Source organism: Arthrobacter sp. HMWF013, from assembly GCF_003061105.1.
Classification (GTDB): Bacteria; Actinomycetota; Actinomycetes; order Actinomycetales; family Micrococcaceae; genus Arthrobacter.
Window position 1 is genome coordinate 1 of record NZ_QAIQ01000143.1, and the last position, 18,049, is coordinate 18,049.

Sequence of the window (18,049 nt, forward strand, 5' to 3'; positions counted from 1 at the left end):
GCCGAGTGCCGCATAGCCCATCCGGATGTAGGAGTTGGCGATGCGGGGGCCGTCGAGGTGGCCCAGAAGCCGGCGGAGGAAGTAGGCGCTGATGGCCACTGACAGGATGTTGCCAACCATGTACAGCAGGGCAATTGCGTAAATGATCTGGCCCACCGGCAGGAACTGGATTCCGAAGGCACCGGCCACGTAGACGACAGCAAGCAGGAGCTGGACGTAGAACGGCGTCCGGGCATCCTCATTGGCGTAGAACACCCGGGACATCATGAAGTTGGCGCTCATGAACGGGGTGCTCAGCGCCAGGATGGTCAGGGTCTGCGCCAGCATCACGCCGTCCTGCCTGTCACCGCCCGAGAAGAACATGCCCAGCGGGCCGGCCAGCGCAAACAGGGCAAGGGCACCAAAGACCGTGGCCACGGCCATGGTCCGGAGTCCGTGGGACAGGGCATCACGGAGCTCGGCCTTGTTGCCGTCCTGCGAGGCGCGGGTCATCCGGTTAAAGAGGACAGTGGCGAGCGAGAGCGCAATGATCGAGTGCGGCAGCAGGTAAAGCTGGCTGGCTACCTCCAGGACGGCGTTTCCGGGCAGGAAGTCAGCGGAAGGATCCCCCGCACGCTCCAGGCGCAGGCGTTCAGCACCCGGGATGGTGGCGATCCGCATGACGTAGAGGAATGCCAGCTGCCCGACGGCGGCGGTCAGCAATGTCCAGACGCTCAGCTTTGCGGCCTGGCCCAGTCCCACCCCGCGCCAGCCGAACCTGGGACGAAGGCCCAGTCTGAGCCGGAAGACCGGAATAAGCAGGATAGCGGTCTGGGCCACCACGCCGATGGTGGAGAAGCCGGCCACGAACAGCGTCTGCGACGGCCCCCAGTTGTCCAGGGTGTGCGGGTTGACCTCATTAGCGCCGTAAATCCAGATGAACATGCCCAGGCCGCCGATGGCCACGAGGTTGTTCAGGATCGGTGCCCACATGGCGGGACCGAAGGCGCCGTTGGCGTTGAGCACCTGCGTGAGGAGGGCGTAGAGACCGTAAAAGAAGATCTGCGGCAGGCACCAGAAGGCAAAGGCGACCGCCAGCGCCTTCTGCGGGGGTGAGTAACCCTGGGTGGTCAGGTCGATGATCATGGGGGCCGCGAGGGTGACCAGGGCGGTGAGGCCCAGGAGGAGGAGGACGGCGAGGGTGAGGAGGCGGCTGATGTAGTCCGCTCCCCTGTCCGGTGCCTTGCTTGCCTTAATGATCTGCGGGACCAGCACAGCGTTGAATACACCGCCGGCCACCAGCAGGAAAATCAGGTTGGGCAGGTTGTTGGCGTTGATGAACGTGTCATTGACAGTGGAGCTCAGCCCCAGGGCGGCCCCCAGCATCCACGTCTTGCCGAAGCCAAGGAAACGCGAGACCAGGGTCCCCGCCGCCATGATGGCGCTGGAGCGGGTTTCGCTCGGACCGCTGGGAACCGCGGGATCGCCGTCAGGCGCGGCCACAGGCCCGGTTGCAGGGCCGGCAGGAACCGCCGGATCGGCGGCCGGCCCGGTTTGCCCGGCGCGGCCCGCCTTATCGGAGGGGAAGTTGGAAGCTGACATCGAGTTCATCGTCTCACCCGGACGCGGTTTGTTCCGCAACGGACAGGGAGCCTACAGGCGTCAGAGGTGTTCCGGCAGGACGTCCCGGGCCAGGTCAGCGATGCGGCGTTCATTGGGAAAGGAGAGTTTCCGCGCCAGCTCCCGGATGGGCACCCACGCCACGTCCACGGCTTCCTGATCAGGATCGTTCTCGATGGTGAGTTCGCCGCCGGTGGCGCGGAGCAAATAGTGGTGGACGGTCTTGTGGACGCGGTGGCCGCTCACGGTGAACCAGTAGTCGATGCTGCCCAGCGGCGCCAGGATGTCACCCTCGATGCCTGTTTCTTCGGCTATCTCGCGGACCGCGGCCTGCTCGTTGTCTTCCTTGCCTTCCGGGTGGCCCTTCGGAAGGCACCACTCCAGGCGTCCGCCCCTGTTAAGGCGGGCAATGATCGCAACCCTGAGTTCGGCGTCGGACGTGTCCACCACAACGCCTCCGGCGGAAATTTCCTCAACGGTGGGGAGCGAGGCCGGCGCCGAGTGCAAGGCGGGCGCGACGTGGGCACCGATTGCCGATGGCAACGGTGCGTTTGTCCTCCTGCCGGGAGCGCTCGGTACGGGATGGGCCATGGAGTCCACTCTAACGACTCTTGCCCGTTCATGATGACCGGAACATGACTTCAAGATGGACGGCGTATGACGCAGTTTGCGGCCCTGTGAGCGAATACGCGCGATCTTGACCGGATTTTGGCCTGCCAAGCCGCTGGTTTCTGACAAGCTTAAGTAACTATGGCGCACGCACATCACAAGACTGATTCCCACACTGTCGAATTCCAGGTAGACCCGGTGGTCCTGGAACTCGGGCAGCGCTTTGTCGACGCCGGCCACGAGCTGTCGCTGGTGGGCGGTCCGGTGCGGGACCTCTTCCTCGGCCGGACGTCGCCGGACCTGGACTTCACCACCGACGCCACCCCGGACCAAACCGTGGCCCTCATCAGGAAATGGGCCGACAACTACTGGGAGATCGGCCGCGCCTTCGGAACCATCGGCATGCGCAAGGCCGGATTCCAGATCGAGATCACCACCTACCGGGCCGAGGCCTATGACCCTGAATCGCGCAAGCCCGTGGTGGCCTTCGGATCCTCGCTCACCGACGACCTGCTGCGCCGGGACTTCACCATCAACGCCATGGCATTGAAGCTCCCCTCCCTGGAACTGGTTGATCCGTTCGGCGGTGTCCGGGACCTCCACGCCACCGTTCTTGCCACACCCGGCTCCCCCGAGGACTCTTTCTCCGATGACCCGCTCCGCATGATGCGTGCCGCCCGGTTTGCCTCGCAGCTGGGTATAGCAGTGCACGACGACGTCCGGTTGGCCATGACCCAGATGGCGGAACGCATCACCATCATCTCTGCGGAGCGCGTGCGCGATGAACTGGTCAAGCTCATCTGCGGTGCCCACCCCCGGGCCGGTGTTGACCTGCTGGTGGAAACCGGACTCGCCGAATTCGTGTTGCCGGAAGTCTCCGCCCTGCGGCTGGAATCCGACGAGCACCACCGCCACAAGGACGTGTACCAGCACTCCCTCCAGGTGCTGGAGCAGGCCGCCGCTTTGGAGACCGATGCCGACGGCGCCGTGCCGGCTCCCGATTTTGTGCTGCGGTTCGCAGCGCTGATGCACGACGTCGGCAAGCCGGCTACGCGCCGCTTCGAACCGGGCGGCGCGGTCAGCTTCCGCCACCACGACATGGTGGGATCCAAATTGACCGCAAAGCGGATGAAGACGCTTCGCTTCGACAACGACACCGTCAAAGCGGTCGCCCGCCTGGTGGAGCTGCACATGCGCTTCTACGGCTACGGGGAGGCCGGCTGGAGCGACTCCGCGGTCAGGCGCTACGTCACGGACGCAGGTCCTCTGCTGGAGCGGCTGCACCGCCTGACTCGCTCGGACGTCACCACCCGCAACCAACGCAAAGCCGAGCGCCTCGCGTTCGCCTACGACGACCTGGAAGACAGGATCGCCACGCTCCGGGAGCAGGAGTCGCTTGACGCTGTGCGCCCCGACCTGGACGGCGCCCAAATCATGGCCATCCTGAACCTCAGGCCGGGACCCGTTGTTGGCCGTGCCTATAAGTACCTGCTGGAGGAACGGATGGAGCACGGACCCCTGCAGCCGGAAGATGCCCAGGCACGGCTCCTGGCGTGGTGGGCCGAACAGCCGGAATCCACCCCCCTTACCGAACCCGCACCCCAGCCAGCGGAGACCGCACCGTCTGCTGCCGGCGTCGAACCTTCCCCGAACAAGGAGTCCACATGAGCGTCCCGATGTTTGCGCCACGTCCCCAGCTCTGGATCATGCGCCACGGTGAGACGGAATGGTCCAAGAGCGGGCAATACACGGGACTCACTGATCTGCCCCTGACCGTGGAGGGTGAGCAGCAGGCGGTGGAGGCCCGGAAGGTGCTCGATGCGGTCGATTTCGACCTCGTGCTGACCTCCCCACTGCGGCGGGCGCGGCGGACCGCTGAACTGGCGGGGTTCCCTGACGCGCAGCACGAACCGCTGTCCGTTGAATGGAACTACGGCGATTACGAGGGCATCAGCTCTGATCTCATCCGCAAGGACAATCCTGACTACCTGATCTGGACGCATGGGGTGCCGAACGGCGAAACCCTGGACGAGGTGGCCGCCCGCGCGGACAAGATCGTGGCGCGGGTGCTGGAATCGGGGCTGGATAACGTCCTGATTGTGGCCCATGGGCACTTCTCCCGGATCCTGACTGCGCGGTGGCTCGAATTGCCGCCCGCAGAAGGCCGCCACTTCATCCTGGGCACGGCAAAAGTCTGCACCTTGGGATGGGACAAAAGGACGCCCGCCATTGTCCGTTGGGGACTATAAGGGCATTCATAAACTTTCTTGAAAAAAGTTTATGAATTATGTAGCGCATAGCCGTGTTCGTAGGGTAATTTTATTCCTGACCCCAGAGCGATCTGCCGGGGTCGCGGTGCGCGTTGCCGGGCCAGTCTGCTGGTGCAACGGCTGAGCAGAAAAGGAGGTTGGGACAATGATTACTTTGACTAGCGGATGGAAGATGACCATCACCGCCACCCCGGCCCCTGCTGCTTTCGCGCGCCACTTTCAAGGAGTGCTTGCCTCCTAGCCCCAGCACCTGAGTCCGCCTTTGTGGCGGAACCACTGGAGCGGGAAGCGCCTTCCACCACCTGTTGGCGTGCGCCGGCGCACTGCGCAGCGGCCCATGCGGTGACGCAGCAACCCCATAATTCGGAACCGTGCTTCCTGTTGGGCGCTGCACCACGCTATTTCCGCGGCCCCATTGCGCTTTTGCAAACCACTCATTAACACCGGGCATTTCTTTGCCTGAATTAGGCCGACTTTTATCTGGCTTTAGTTGGCTTTATTTGCCATGCCCATTTCCATCGGAAAGGAGGTAATACAATGATCAAGAAAATCAAGAGGGCGCTGTTGAGGCTGCGCGTTCCTGTCCGCACTGAGCGCCGCCAATTCAACGGGCGGCTGCTGGACCAACGGCGCGACGACGTTTTTGTCCTGATGCACCAGCAAAGGGCCGGCCTGCGCTGAAGCCCGGAAACCGCCGGTGCCCTGATCACATTTTCACGGTCTCCCAGGGCACCACCCCGGTAAGCTCTGAGTCATGCAGGAGACGAAGCCGCCGCGACTCCCCAGGCGCGCCCGCCTGGTGGTGCCGAGCCGCAGTGACCTGCTGCTGAGGAACTTCACGGAGCTGATTGGCGGACCGCTGGGAGCCCGATCGGCGCCGGGCATCGTCTCCCCCGGCGTGTTTACCGTGGAGCGCGTGCTGATCATCCTGACGGTGCTGGCAGCATTGGCCGGCATCGCCATCAAAGGCTATTGCCGGGCCAACGGCTGGGAAACGCCCGGACAGTTCTATTCCACCTGTTACTCGGATTTTCCGGACTACTTCAGGAACCGCGGACTGGGCGAGGGCACGTTCCCGTTTTTGAGCCAGGGAAGCATTTTTGACGATCCTGTCCTGGTTGGACTCATAGCCGGGGCGACCGCCTGGCTGATCCCGGGTGAGGGTGTTTCCGATACGCGGGTCCTGGGCTACTTCGATACGAATGCGACCCTGATCGCAGCAGTCTGGGTTGTCACGGTGCTGGCCACCGCCCGGATGTCCCGGCGGCGCCCCTGGGATGCTGCGATGGTGGCTCTGGCTCCTGGCATCGTTCTGGCCGGGACCATCAATTGGGACATGTGGGCCGTGGGGTTCCTGGCCCTGGCCATGCTGTGCTTCTCACGCGGCAGGCTGGTCCTGGCGGGCGTACTGATCGGCCTTGCTGCGGCGTCAAAGCTGTACGCCGTCCTCATCCTGGTTGCCATCCTCCTGCTGGCGCTGCGTACCGGGCGGATCCGCCCGTTCCTGGTGACTTCAGCGGCCGCCGCAGGTGCCTGGCTGGCGGTCAACGCTCCCATCGTCCTCGCCAACCCGTCCAGCTGGGGTCATTCCTTTGGTTTTCCGGGCAACAGGGAAGCGGGCTACGGTTCGCTCTGGTACGCCTACAACCTGGTGGCCCGCCGGCTCCGCTGGACGGTCCTGGACGCCGCGGTCATCAATTGGCTGGCCGTATCGCTCTTCCTCCTGGCCTGCCTCCTTATAGCGCTGCTGGCCCTCACCGCATCCCGGCGGCCGCGGCTGGCCCAGCTGGTATTCCTGATCGTGGCAGCATTCATTCTGACCAACAAGGTCTACTCACCCCAGTTTGTGCTCTGGCTGATCCCGCTTGTGGCTTTGGCGCGGCCGCGGTGGCGGGACTTCCTCGTCTGGCAAGGCGTCGAGGCCTTTCACTGGGTTGCTATCTGGATGTACCTTGGCCAAGTGACAAGCCAGGGGACCTCGCAGCACAATATCGATATGCCGTACTACGTCCTGGCGGTTGCAGCCCATATGCTCGCTACGGCATATCTGATGCTCAGGGTCGTTTGGGACATTTATGACCCCACCTACGATCCCATCCGCCGCCACGACGTCGATGACCCGCAGGGCGGACCGTACGAGGCCCTGCCCGATTGGCTGCGCATCAATCCCCGGCATCCCTCCCGGGCAATCCTCCCCTGGCGGGAGAAGCGGCATGCCTGACGTCGCCGTCGTGGGTGCCGGCCCCAACGGGCTTGCCGCCGCTGCCGTGATGGCCCGGGCCGGACTCTCGGTCGAGATCTTTGAGGCCGCCGGCACCATCGGTGGCGGTACCCGCACCTCCGAGCTGATGCAGCCCGGGCACCTCCATGACATCTGCTCGGCGGTCCACCCCATGGCTCTGGCCTCACCCTTCTTCCGCGCTTTCGAGCTGGCACGCAGGATCGAGCTCGCGGTTCCGGAGCTTGCCTTCGGGTCACCCCTCGACGGCGGCCGGGCTGCCCTGGGCTATCACTCCCTGGAACGGACCGCCGAAGGCCTGGGCAGGGACGGTGCAGCCTACCGCCGGCTTCTTGGCCCGCTGGTCAGCCGGATCGACGGGGTCATGGACTTCACCCAGCACCAGCTGCTCCGGGTCCCCAGGAACCCCCTGGCTGCGGCGCTCTTCGGGATGCGCACCCTCGAACAGGGCTCTCCGCTGTGGAACGCCCGCTTCAAGGAGCCGCTGGCGCCCGCCCTGCTCAGTGGCGTGGCTGCCCATGCCGTCTCGCACCTGCCCTCGCTGGCTGCGGCGGGGGCAGGCCTGATGCTCACAGCCCTGGCACATGGGCAGGGCTGGCCTATCCCGCTGGGCGGCTCTGCCGCCATTGCGGGGGCACTGGCAGATGACATCCGCGCCCACGGCGGAATAATCCACACCGATGTGCCCATCGACAACCTCGGACAGCTTCAGAGTGCGCGGGTTACCTTGCTGGACGTAGCCCCGCAGGGACTGCTCAACATCGCCGGCGACCAACTGCCCGGGAAGTACCGGAGGTCCCTGGAGTCATTCCGATACGGCAACGGGTCCTGCAAGGTGGACTACATCCTGTCCGGTCCGGTCCCCTGGGCTGCCAAAGAACTCGCCGACGCCGGAACGGTTCATGTGGGCGGCACCCGGGCGGAAGTAGCCCAGGCGGAAAACGAAGTGTCTGCAGGAAAGCATCCCGGGCGCCCCTACGTACTGGTTGCCCAACCATCCCGTTTTGACGGCAGCCGGGCCCCGGCCGGGCGCCACACCCTGTGGGCATACTGCCACGTTCCGGCAGGCTCGGACAGGGATATGAGCGAAGCCGTCACAGCCCAGCTGGAGCGCTTCGCGCCGGGCTTCCGCGACGTGGTGGTGCAGACACATGTCACCACAGCGGCCGGCCTGGCCAACTACAACCGGAATTATGTCGGCGGAGATTTCAGTGCGGGAATCATGGACATGCGGGGACTTCTCCAGCGGCCCGTCCTCTCCCGCGTCCCATGGCGCACGCCATTGCCTGGCGTGTATCTGTGTTCCTCATCCACACCGCCAGGCCCCGGCGTGACAGGCATGCCCGGCTTCTTCGCCGCTAAGTATGCCCTGAAAGACATATTTGGGCGTGGTGTTCCGGCGCTGGGGCTCTGAGCCGCCTCCACCGGACAGCCGGGGGTCCGCGTTGTTGGTCCGGGGCCCCTCCCACGTCTGGTCAGCAAGCGCATTCCAAAAAGGGGGCATAATAGCGCCGTGGGGAACTCAAAGAAACTTTCACTTGCCATAGCTGTATTCATCCTCGGTGCCTCCCTGGTTGCCTGCGACGACGGCAGAGGGGGTGCCGAGAATGCGGCGAAACAGTTTGCAGCAGCCATGTCCACTCTCGACGTCGGCTCTGTACCGTTTGATGGCAAGGATTCGGCCGTAGCCAGCCAGCAGGTCCAGGACGTGTTCAAAGCGTTGGAGCCGGACCGGCCAACGGTGGCCGCAGGCGAACTTACCCTGGATGGCGACACGGCCAGCGTCCCCTTGGACTACACGTGGAAGATCGCTTCGGGAGAGTGGAAATACACCGTCTCCGCCAAATTCACGAAATCCGGCGACAAGTGGCTGACAGTCTGGAACCCGGCATCCCTGGTTCCGGGCCTCAACGACAATGAAATCCTCAGCAAGGGCAGCCAGTCGCCACAGCGGGCCGACATCCTGGGCGCCGGCGACGCGAAGCTGGTTACCTACCGCCCAGTGGTGAACGTGGGGATTGATAAGCCGCAGCTGGGTGCAGCTGATCCGGCGGCTTCGGCAACCCAGCTGGCGGAGCTGGTCGGGGTGGACCCCGCAGCGTACACCCAGCAGGTCGCGGCGTCGGGTGCTGAAGCTTTCGTCATCGCCATCACTCTCCGTGAAGAAGGCCGGACCATCACGGACCAGCAGATCCAGGCCATCCCCGGCGCCCGTGCCATCCCGGCAACCCAGCCTTTGGCGCCCAGCCGGACCTTCGCCCGGGCAGTCCTTGGCACCGTAGGTGAGGCCAACGCCGAACAGATCGAAGCGTCAGCCGGCGCACTCACCGCCGGAGACATCACCGGAATCGGTGGACTGCAGCAGCAGTACGACGCGCAGCTCCGCGGCACTGACGCCGTGGTGATCCGCGCACAGCGGGCCGATCTCACCTCTGAACAGATCCAGGCGGCGGCAACCGATCCCCGCCGGGTGGTCTTCGAGGTCGCTCCCACGCCGGGAACTCCCCTGAAAACCACGCTGGACCCGAACCTGCAGGCGCTGGCCGAGAGCACGCTCGCCGGCGTGGGTCCGGCGTCGGCCATCGTGGCCCTTCGCCCCTCCAACGGTGCCGTTCTGGCGGCCGCCTCCGGCCCCGGAAGCAATGGCTACAACACAGCGATGCTCGGCCAGTACGCCCCGGGATCTACCTTCAAGATGGTGGATTCGCTCGCGATGCTCCGCAACGGCCTCACCCCGGATTCGAAGGTTGAATGCACCCCCACGCTCACCGTGGACGGCCGGACCTTCAAGAATGCGGAGGGCTACCCTGAAAGCTCCCTGGGCTCGGTCACACTCCGCGACGCCTTTGCCCACTCCTGCAACACGGCCTTCATCGCAGCCCGCGATTCCGTCTCCCAGGCACAGCTTGAGGCAGCAGCGATGGCCATGGGGGTTGCCGTGGAGGCGCCTTCGCTGGGTGCCGCCGCCTTCCTCGGCTCGGTTCCGGGGGAAGCTGCGGGGACTGAACACGCGGCCTCAATGATCGGCCAGGGAAAGGTCCTGGTCTCGCCCCTGGCAGCGGCCATCATGGCTGGATCCGTGGCCAAGGGCTCCCCCGTCTCACCGCAGCTTGTCCTGAACCCCGACGCCGGTGCTGCCGCGGGAGGGACTCCCGGTGAGCCGACGGCGGATGCCGCGTCGCCGTCGTCGGGCGTTACCCCCGAAGCGCCGTCCCAGGCATCCGGCCAACCGGTCACCGCTGCCGAAGCGGCTGCACTGGCCGACATGATGCGGGCCGTGGTGACCTCGGGCCACGCAGGATTCCTGTCCAGCGTTCCCGGAGCGCCCGTTGGTGCAAAGACCGGAACGGCAGAGTTCGGCAAGGAGAACCCGCCCAAGACGCACGCCTGGATTGTTGCCGTGCACGGGGACCTCGCCGTCGCAGTGTTCGTCGAGGATGGGGGGCTCGGGGCCACCACCTCGGGGCCCTTGCTCAAGCAGTTCCTGACCGCGGCCGGCTGACCGCCGGAAAGCGCCGGCAGCCGGGCGTGGGAAGATTGTTGGCGTGGCCCACATAGACATTTCCGGCATTGACTACTTCCTTTCCGATGGCACGCAGCTGCTCAACGGCGTGACGTTCAAGGTCCCGGACGGCACCAAAACGGCGCTGATCGGCCCCAACGGCACCGGGAAGACCACGCTGTTCCGGATCATCGCCGGCGATCTGGTCCCTGATGAAGGCGTGATCGGCCGCTCCGGGAACATGGGCATCATGCGCCAGTTCGTGGGCCAGGTCCGGGATGAGTCCACGGTCCGGGACCTGCTGGTCTCTGCGGCGCCGCCGGCTCTGGCCGCGGCGGCCAAGGAGGTGGATGAGGCAGAGCTCGCCATGGTGGAGCACGACGACGAACCATCGCAGATGCGCTACGCCCAGGCCATCGTGGATTGGGGAGATGCCGGCGGTTACGACGTGGAGACCGTCTGGGACGAGGTCTGCATGGCGGCGCTGGGCCTGCCGTTCGACCGGGCACAGCACAGGCCGGCGTCGAGCCTCTCCGGTGGCGAGCAGAAGCGGCTGGTGCTCGAAGCCCTGTTTGCCGGCCCCGACGAACTCCTGCTCCTGGACGAACCGGACAACTACCTTGACGTCCCCGGCAAACGCTGGCTCGAGGACAAGCTCAACGAGTCCAGGAAGACCGTGTTCTTCATCAGCCATGACCGCGAACTGCTGAACAACGCCGCAGGGCGCATCGTCACCCTGGAACCCGGCATCAACGGCGCCGGCGCCTGGGTGCACGGCGGCGGCTTCGGTTCCTACGTGGACGCGCGCGCGGACCGCAACGCCCGCTTCGAGGAGTTGCGCAAACGCTGGGACGAGGAGCACATCAAGCTCAAGGAACTCGTCAACATGTACAAGAACAAGGCCGCCTTCCGCTCGGACATGGCCAACCGCTACCACGCGGCCCAGACCCGGCTGGCAAAATTCCTGGAAGTGGGTCCTCCCGAGGCACTTCCCATTGAGCAGAACGTCAAGATGCGCCTCAAGGGCGGCCGGACTGCCAAACGCGCCATCGTGGCGGAAAAGCTGGAGCTGACCGGACTGATGGATCCGTTCTCCACCGAGGTCTGGTTCGGCGACCGCGTGGGTGTGCTCGGATCGAACGGTTCCGGCAAGAGCCACTTCCTGCGCCTGCTCGCCACCGGCGGCACGGACCCGGAGAAGGAGCACGTCCCCGTATCCGACGTCGAGATCGCCGAGGTGCCGCACGAAGGCACCGTGAAGCTCGGCGCCCGGATCCGGCCCGGCTTCTTTGCGCAGACCCACGTCCGTCCGGACCTTCTCGGCAAGACACTGCTGGAGATTTTGCACCGCGGCGACGAACACCGGTCCGGGCTGGGCCGTGAGGCCGCCGCCGGCGCACTGGACGGTTATGGCCTGGCGGGCCAGTCCGAGCAGAAGTATGAATCCCTCTCCGGAGGGCAGCAGGCCAGGTTCCAGATCCTGCTGCTGCAGCTTTCGGGTGCCACGCTGCTGCTTCTCGATGAGCCGACCGACAACCTGGACCTGCACTCCGCCGAGGCGCTGGAGAAGGCCATCGACCACTTTGAGGGGACTGTCCTGGCCGTCACTCACGACCGGTGGTTCGCCCGGACCTTCGACCGCTTCCTGGTCTTCGGCTCCGACGGCCGCGTCTACGAATCCGCCGAACCCGTCTGGGACGAAAAGCGGGTGCAGCGCGCCCGCTAGCCCCGACGCTCTCTCATTTAATGCGGCTTTTGTCCCATCCCTCTCTCAATAGTGAGAGAGGGATGGGAAATTTCCCTCATTAAGTGAGAGAGCGTTGGGGACCGGGTCGGGCTACTTGAAGACCTTGCGCTTGGTTTCGGAGCCGTCCGGGGCGTAGGTGACCCACTCGCCTTCCTTCCGGCCGACGTCGTACGTCCCTTCGTCCAGCAGTTCACCTGTGCTGTGCCAGCGCTGCCAGAACCCGTCCTGCTTGCCATCTCTGAACCCGCCCTTCTGCAGCAGGCCGCCGCCCTCGCGGTACCAGGTGCAGGGTCCGTCCAACTGGCCCTTCTGATAACCCACCTCAGCTTTGACCTGGCCGTTCCGGTAGTAAAAAGTCCAGCGCCCCTGCCTTTCCCCGTCCAGGTACCCGCCGGTTCCGGATAACTTGCCGTCTTTGAACAATTCCTCCGCCATAGCCAAACCCTACTCCCGGCGCTGGGGAAGAGGGGACCCGGCGCAATCACGGAAATGATTAAATGATCAAGATTGGTTAGCATATAAGCATGAAAACAGACGAGCGCCACCGGCTGATCGGTGAGTTGCTGAGGCAACGGACCGAGGTGAGCGTGGATGAGCTGGTGGCAGCATGCGAAGCCTCCGGCGCCACGATCCGCCGCGACCTTGAGGTGCTCGCGGCCAACGGGGTTCTCCGTCGGGTCCATGGTGGCGCCAAGAGCCTGATCGGCCGTGGTGAGAACCCGGGGTACGGGCAACGCGAACTAGAAGACCGCGATGTCAAGAGCCGCATCGCGACGGCCGTATCCGGGTTGTTGGGCGACAGGGAACATGTGTGGCTGGACAGCGGCAGTACTGCAACGGAAATCGCCAAGGCCCTGCGGGGCCGGGAGCTCACCCTGATGCCGACGTCGGTGCGTGCGCTGAATGCGGTGACAGGTGACGGCGGCGATGCCGGGCACCGTCCCGCGCTGCTTCTGCCCGGGGGGAGCCTGGTCCCCGGGGAACTGTGCTTCCGAGGTCCCCTGGCGGAGTCCAACATCCGTTCCCTCCGGTTCGACACGGCGGTGGTGACGCCCTGCGCGGTGAACTTCAGGGACGGCCTGCTGGCCCATGATCTTGAGGATGCAGCAGTGAAGCGGGCGGGCCTTGAATCATCGGGCAGGCTCATTGTGGCCGGCGCCGGTTCCAAGTGGAATGCTAGCGGCGTGGCAATGATTGCTGCCCTTGAGGCAGTGGACGTGATCGTGACGGACAAAGATTTCAGTGCGGATGAGCGCGCACACCTTAACAAGCTATCGGTGGAAGTAGTCAAAGCATGAGCATCAACACCAGCACCACGGCCGGGCCCTCCCTCCGGGCAGCGGCCGCCGCCACGTTTGTGGTCTTCGGAGTCAATGGCTTCGTTTTCGCCAGTTGGGCCGCACGTATTCCTGCCGTCACCGAAACACTGCACCTGACCTCCGGCCAGATGGGCACGCTGCTCCTGTGCACGGCCATCGGCTCGCTGCTTGCGCTTCCGACGGCGGGACTTGTGGTGGGAAGGATCGGCACCGCGAACGCTGTTCGCTCCGCCGGCGTAGTGGCAGCCCTGGCCGGCGTGGGGATTGCGCTCTCCCTGTCAATGGAATCGGTGGTGGGCACCGCCGTTGCCCTGTTCTTCTTTGGCATTGGCATCGGCTTGTGGGACGTTTCCCAGAACATTGAGGGAGCCGATGTCGAGCACAAGTTGCGGCGGACCATCATGCCCCAGTTCCACGCAGCCTTCAGCGGCGGGGCCTTTGTGGGGGCGCTGATCGGCGCCGGGCTCTCGAGCATCGGCGTTGGCCTTCCGCTCCACCTGCTGGTCATCGCCGGTGCCGTGGTCATCGTGGCGCTGATTGCTCCCCGCTATTTCCTCCCCCACATGCCTGCGGCGGCCCCTGCCGACGGTGAACCCAAGGCTCCAACGGGATCCGCCTGGCGTGACAGCCGGACCCTGCTGATCGGTGTGGTGGTTCTCGGCGCAACCCTGACCGAAGGTGCAGGAAACGACTGGATCGCCAAGGCAACCGTCGACGGGCTGGGAACCTCAGAATCCACCGGCGCCCTGATGTTCGCCCTGTTTGTCCTGGCCATGACGGCCATGAGGTTCTTCGGCGGCCGGGTCATCGACAAGTTTGGACGCGTCGCGGTGCTCCGCGCCAGCATGGGGGCAGCAGCGGCCGGCCTGGGTTTGTTTGTACTCGCCGGGAACGTGTGGCTCGCTGCCATCGGCGCCGCCCTGTGGGGCGTCGGCGCAGCACTTGCCTTCCCCATGGGAATGTCCGCGGCTGCCGACGATCCGAAGCATGCGGCTGCCCGCGTTTCGGTTGTATCCACGCTGGGGTATGTCTCGTTCCTCGCCGGACCGCCGCTGCTGGGCTACCTGGGCGATCTCACCGGCATCCATCTGGCGCTGCTGGCCATCCTGGCGCCGATCCTGGTGGCGCTGCTCCTCGCGGGCGCAGCGAAGCCACTGACCTCGAAGTAGGGGCCCTCCGGACGGAGCGCCCGCCCACGGCACGGCACTGCGGGGCACTGCTCCCCCTCCGCAGTAGGGTGGGGAGATGCACAGAGTATGGCGCAAGGGACCGGGCCAGATCAGCCGCTTGGACCGGTACCTGGTCCGCAGGGTGTCGTCCTTCCCGGGCGGTGACCACGACACCTTCTTCCGCCGCCTGTCAGCCTCCGCGAACCACGGCAAGTTGTGGATGGGGGCGGCTGCCGTGATGGCTGCCTTTCCCGGAAAGCCGCGGCGGGCCGCTTTGCACGGCCTGATCGCGCAGGCGGTTGCCTCTGCGGTCACCAACCTCGGATTCAAGACCCTGCTCCCGCGTACCCGCCCCCTCCCGGAGCACCTGCCGGTTTTCCGGTTTGTGCACCCCCAGCCCACCAGTTCCTCCATGCCGTCCGGACACTCTGCATCAGCCGTTGCCTTCGCGGTGGGCGCGGGACTCATCCACCCCGGCCTGGGAGCGGCGCTGGCCCCGCTCGCGGCCGGCGTCGCCTATTCCCGGGTGCATACCGGGGCCCACTGGCCGTCGGACGTCATCTTCGGATCAGCCATTGGTGCGGGGGCTGCCCTGATCACCCGCAAGTGGTGGCCGGTCCGCCCGCCGTTTCCGGCCACTGCACGCAGTTGGACGGAGGCGCCCGAACTCCCCGACGGCGCAGGCCTCGGCATCGTGGTGAACACGCTTGGCGGTGCCTTCACAGAGCAAACCGCCGGCGCCCTCCAAGACGTATTCCCGAAGGCGCATATAGAGACGGTCAAGCCGGACGAGGCTCTGGAAGAAGCAATTGTGAAACTCGTCGACCGCCCTGAGACGGTGGCCTTGGGCGTGTGGGGTGGTGACGGAACCGTTGGCACGGCGGCCGCTGCCGCCGTCGAGCGTTCCCTCCCCTTGCTGGTCCTTCCCGGCGGGACGCTGAACCACTTTGCCCGGGACGCCGGAACCGGCAGCCTCCAGGAGGCCGTGGCTGCAGCAACCCGCGGCGAGGCGGCCCGCGCCGACGTTGGCATGGTGACCGTGGAGCGGGGGCTGGCAGGCAACCCGGAGACCGCCGAACACATCATGCTGAATACGGCAAGTATCGGCCTGTACCCCAACCTGGTCCGGCGGAGGGAACAGCTGCAGCCGGCGCTCGGCAAACCGCTGGCAGGTGTTGTGGCCATGTTCCGTACCTTCGCGGCGGGAACTCCCACCACCTTGACCGTGGACGGTGTGAAGCACAAGGTGTGGATCGCCTACGTTGGGCGCGGACGCTACTACCCACGCGACCACGCGCCGCTGTTGCGGCCAGTGCTGGACGACTCGGTCCTTGATGTCCGGATGATCACCGCTGACGAGCACTTTGCCCGACTGCGCCTGCTGTGGTCGGTGCTGACCGGAACGGTGGCGACGTCAAGGATCACACACCTGCGGGAGGCATCAGAGGTCCGGATTGAGGCAGACGGGTCCCCCATGGTTCTGGCGGTCGACGGCGAAGCGGTGGCGGGCGTGCGGAGCGTGCGGATCCGGGTCAAACAGCAAGCACTGGCCTACTACTCGCCCCGGCCATGAACCGCCCCTGATCATGACGTTGGACAAACCCTGATTCGACCCTGATTCATCCCTGAGTCGCACGAAATCGGCCTGCGTCATGGGTAGCGTGGACAGTAATCACCATCCTTTCAGCCATCCCGCAGCCGTCCGGCTGCCATTCGAAGGAACACGTCCATGATTGAGGCAAAAGGCCTGACAAAGGTTTTCGGCGAGAAAACCGCCGTCGCCGGAGTCAATTTCACTGTCGAGGCCGGCCGGGTTACCGGTTTCCTCGGCCCCAACGGCGCCGGCAAGTCAACAACCATGCGCATGATCATGGGACTGGACCGGCCGACGTCGGGCACGGTGACCGTCAACGGTTCACCGTTCACCCGCCATGCAGCGCCGCTTCGCGACGTCGGGGCCCTGCTCGATGCCAAGGCAGTCCACACGAGCCGCTCGGCCTACAACCACCTGCTGGCCATGGCCGCAACGCACAGCATTCCGAAAAAACGGGTGCACGACGTCATTGAAATGACAGGGCTCACCGAGGTGGCAAGGAAAAAGGTGGGCGGCTTCTCGCTCGGCATGGGGCAGCGGCTTGGGATTGCCGCGGCCCTGCTCGGCGATCCGCAGACCATCATCCTGGACGAGCCCGTCAACGGCCTGGACCCGGAGGGTGTTGTCTGGGTCCGGAACCTGGTCAAGTACCTGGCCTCCGAGGGACGCACCGTCTTCCTCTCCAGCCACCTGATGAGCGAAATGGCACTCACCGCAGACCACCTGATCGTGATCGGCCGCGGCCGGATCATTGCCGATGCGCCCATTACAGACATCATCAACGGCAAGGGCATGATCCGCACCAGGGTCCGCACCGACCAGCCCGAACAGCTGATGCGGCTGCTCGCCGGCGAAGGTGTTTCCGTGGAGCTCCAGGACAACGAACTGCTTGAGGTGACCGGCCTCGATCCCCGCCAGATCGCCCGGACAGCGCTCGAGAGCCACACCATGATCTACGAACTCACCCCGCTGCAGGCCAGCCTTGAGGAAGCCTATATGGAACTGACCAAGGACGAGGTCGAATACCACTCGCTGATCACCACGGGCGCCGACGCTCCCGTCCAGGCCGGAGGCAACTAAGCCATGAGCTCAACCACCCTCGAACCCAACCCCTCCCGCCGCGGAGCGCACGCCGGCGCAGCCCTGGCCGGTCAACTGCCTGGCGATGGCACCAGCACAGGCCCCGGCCCCTCTTTCCCCCGGGTGCTCAACTCCGAGTTCATCAAGTTCCGTACCTTGCTTTCCACGCTCATCCTCCTTGCCTGCACCGTCCTGGTTGTGGTGGGCTTCGGTGCCCTATCCGCGTGGGGAACCGGCCAGTTTGCCGAGCAGGCCCTGAATGACCCGGAGGCCGCCGCTGCCTTTGCCGCCCAGGGCGGGGACATCGCCGTCGGTGTGCCAACGTCCGGTATCGCCTTCGCACAGCTGATTCTGGGCTCCCTTGGGGTGCTGCTGATGAGCTCGGAGTTCACCACCGGAATGGCACGCTCCACCTTCGCCGCAGTACCCAAGCGGACGCCGGCCTTCGTCGCGAAGCTGCTGGTGGTCATGGTCACCGCATTCATTGTCACCGCACTGTCCGTGTACGTGGCGGGTCTTGTGTCCGTGCCGATCCTGGACAACTACGACCTGAACCTGGACCTTTCCAGCTCGCAGTCAGTGAAGATGCTGCTGATCAACAGTGCTTACGTGGCCGCTGTTGCCGCCATCGGCATGGCGCTGGGCACCTTGCTCCGGAATTCCGCGGGCGGCATCATGACCCTGGTGGGCCTGTTCTTCGTCGCTCCGATCGCGTTCCAGCTGATTCCGGGAGACTTCTTCGTCCAGACCCGCAAGTACCTGCCCGGCAACACGGTGGAGCCCATGACGGCCGTGCAGCACGTACCCGACACGCTCGAGGCGTGGCAGGCTGCCCTGGTCCTCGGCGCCTGGGTGGTCATCCCGGTGGTTGTCGCCGCCGTCGTGCTCAAGAAACGCGACGTCTAAGAGGCAGCGCACAGG

At 65.2% G+C, this 18,049-nt stretch carries 15 protein-coding genes; 12 read left to right on the plus strand and 3 right to left on the minus strand.

Features of this window, described 5'->3' with window-relative positions:
• Together murJ and DBR22_RS06660 are read right to left on the minus strand one after the other, a co-directional pair.
• The coding region (gene murJ / locus DBR22_RS06655) for a murein biosynthesis integral membrane protein MurJ (RefSeq protein WP_108598353.1) at positions 1-1,581 on the minus strand (1,581 nt) is incomplete at its 3' end.
• 60 nt (positions 1,582-1,641) lie between these two features.
• Positions 1,642-2,142 (minus strand): NUDIX hydrolase, encoded by a 501-nt coding sequence (locus DBR22_RS06660; protein WP_108598354.1) that lies wholly within the window; start codon positions 2,140-2,142, stop codon positions 1,642-1,644.
• Between the two features lie 207 nt (positions 2,143-2,349).
• Between DBR22_RS06660 and DBR22_RS06665 the strand changes: the two genes are divergently transcribed.
• From DBR22_RS06665 to DBR22_RS06690, 7 genes are all read left to right on the plus strand, one after another.
• Entirely contained in the window at positions 2,350-3,876 is a 1,527-nt protein-coding gene (locus tag DBR22_RS06665; protein ID WP_108598355.1) for a CCA tRNA nucleotidyltransferase, read from the plus strand.
• Positions 3,873-4,457, plus strand: a complete 585-nt coding sequence (locus tag DBR22_RS06670; protein WP_108598356.1) for a histidine phosphatase family protein — start codon at positions 3,873-3,875, stop codon at positions 4,455-4,457. The genes DBR22_RS06665 and DBR22_RS06670 overlap by 4 nt, the downstream gene beginning before the upstream one ends.
• Positions 4,458-5,015: 558 nt before the next feature.
• On the plus strand, positions 5,016-5,159 hold the full coding sequence (locus tag DBR22_RS23735; RefSeq protein WP_181365065.1) for a hypothetical protein: 144 nt from the start codon (positions 5,016-5,018) through the stop codon (positions 5,157-5,159).
• Positions 5,160-5,232: 73 nt separating this feature from the next.
• Entirely contained in the window at positions 5,233-6,699 is a 1,467-nt protein-coding gene (locus tag DBR22_RS06675; protein ID WP_181365066.1) for a glycosyltransferase family 87 protein, read from the plus strand.
• Complete coding sequence (locus DBR22_RS06680) at positions 6,692-8,131, plus strand: phytoene desaturase family protein (RefSeq protein ID WP_108598358.1); 1,440 nt, start codon at positions 6,692-6,694, stop codon at positions 8,129-8,131. The genes DBR22_RS06675 and DBR22_RS06680 overlap by 8 nt, the downstream gene beginning before the upstream one ends.
• Before the next feature lie 99 nt (positions 8,132-8,230).
• Complete coding sequence (locus tag DBR22_RS06685; RefSeq protein WP_108598359.1) at positions 8,231-10,219, plus strand: penicillin-binding transpeptidase domain-containing protein; 1,989 nt, start codon at positions 8,231-8,233, stop codon at positions 10,217-10,219.
• A 43-nt stretch (positions 10,220-10,262) separates the two neighbouring features.
• The gene (locus tag DBR22_RS06690) at positions 10,263-11,945 is read left to right on the plus strand and encodes an ABC-F family ATP-binding cassette domain-containing protein (protein WP_108598360.1); all 1,683 of its coding nucleotides are present in this window, start codon (positions 10,263-10,265) and stop codon (positions 11,943-11,945) included.
• Positions 11,946-12,056: 111 nt separating this feature from the next.
• Here DBR22_RS06690 and DBR22_RS06695 read toward each other — a convergent pair whose 3' ends face one another.
• Positions 12,057-12,401: a toxin-antitoxin system YwqK family antitoxin gene (locus DBR22_RS06695; RefSeq protein ID WP_108598361.1), complete on the minus strand. Its 345-nt coding sequence runs from the start codon at positions 12,399-12,401 to the stop codon at positions 12,057-12,059.
• Positions 12,402-12,490: 89 nt separating this feature from the next.
• On the opposite strand from DBR22_RS06695, the gene DBR22_RS06700 reads away from it, so the two are divergent.
• From DBR22_RS06700 to DBR22_RS06720, 5 genes are all read left to right on the plus strand, one after another.
• Complete coding sequence (locus tag DBR22_RS06700; protein ID WP_108598362.1) at positions 12,491-13,264, plus strand: DeoR/GlpR family DNA-binding transcription regulator; 774 nt, start codon at positions 12,491-12,493, stop codon at positions 13,262-13,264.
• Positions 13,261-14,454 (plus strand): MFS transporter, encoded by a 1,194-nt coding sequence (locus tag DBR22_RS06705; RefSeq protein WP_181365067.1) that lies wholly within the window; start codon positions 13,261-13,263, stop codon positions 14,452-14,454. Before DBR22_RS06700 ends, DBR22_RS06705 begins: the two co-directional genes overlap by 4 nt.
• 76 nt (positions 14,455-14,530) lie before the next feature.
• The gene (locus DBR22_RS06710; RefSeq protein WP_108598363.1) at positions 14,531-16,027 is read left to right on the plus strand and encodes a bifunctional phosphatase PAP2/diacylglycerol kinase family protein; all 1,497 of its coding nucleotides are present in this window, start codon (positions 14,531-14,533) and stop codon (positions 16,025-16,027) included.
• Between the two features lie 156 nt (positions 16,028-16,183).
• Positions 16,184-17,128, plus strand: a complete 945-nt coding sequence (locus tag DBR22_RS06715) for an ABC transporter ATP-binding protein (protein ID WP_108598364.1) — start codon at positions 16,184-16,186, stop codon at positions 17,126-17,128.
• A 3-nt stretch (positions 17,129-17,131) separates the two neighbouring features.
• Complete coding sequence (locus DBR22_RS06720) at positions 17,132-18,034, plus strand: ABC transporter permease subunit (RefSeq protein ID WP_181365068.1); 903 nt, start codon at positions 17,132-17,134, stop codon at positions 18,032-18,034.
• The last annotated feature ends 15 nt before the right edge of the window (positions 18,035-18,049 follow it).

What these genes read in the sequence shown, in the direction of transcription:
- DBR22_RS06665 (WP_108598355.1), top strand. Translation starts at nt 2,350, where the DNA reads ATGGCGCACGCACATCACAAGACTGATTCCCACACTGTCGAATTCCAG.
- DBR22_RS06670 (WP_108598356.1), top strand. Translation starts at nt 3,873, where the DNA reads ATGAGCGTCCCGATGTTTGCGCCACGTCCCCAGCTCTGGATCATGCGC.
- DBR22_RS23735 (WP_181365065.1), top strand. Translation starts at nt 5,016, where the DNA reads ATGATCAAGAAAATCAAGAGGGCGCTGTTGAGGCTGCGCGTTCCTGTC.
- DBR22_RS06675 (WP_181365066.1), top strand. Translation starts at nt 5,233, where the DNA reads ATGCAGGAGACGAAGCCGCCGCGACTCCCCAGGCGCGCCCGCCTGGTG.
- DBR22_RS06680 (WP_108598358.1), top strand. Translation starts at nt 6,692, where the DNA reads ATGCCTGACGTCGCCGTCGTGGGTGCCGGCCCCAACGGGCTTGCCGCC.
- DBR22_RS06695 (WP_108598361.1), bottom strand. Translation starts at nt 12,401, where the DNA reads ATGGCGGAGGAATTGTTCAAAGACGGCAAGTTATCCGGAACCGGCGGG.
- DBR22_RS06700 (WP_108598362.1), top strand. Translation starts at nt 12,491, where the DNA reads ATGAAAACAGACGAGCGCCACCGGCTGATCGGTGAGTTGCTGAGGCAA.
- DBR22_RS06705 (WP_181365067.1), top strand. Translation starts at nt 13,261, where the DNA reads ATGAGCATCAACACCAGCACCACGGCCGGGCCCTCCCTCCGGGCAGCG.
- DBR22_RS06710 (WP_108598363.1), top strand. Translation starts at nt 14,531, where the DNA reads ATGCACAGAGTATGGCGCAAGGGACCGGGCCAGATCAGCCGCTTGGAC.
- DBR22_RS06715 (WP_108598364.1), top strand. Translation starts at nt 16,184, where the DNA reads ATGATTGAGGCAAAAGGCCTGACAAAGGTTTTCGGCGAGAAAACCGCC.
- DBR22_RS06720 (WP_181365068.1), top strand. Translation starts at nt 17,132, where the DNA reads ATGAGCTCAACCACCCTCGAACCCAACCCCTCCCGCCGCGGAGCGCAC.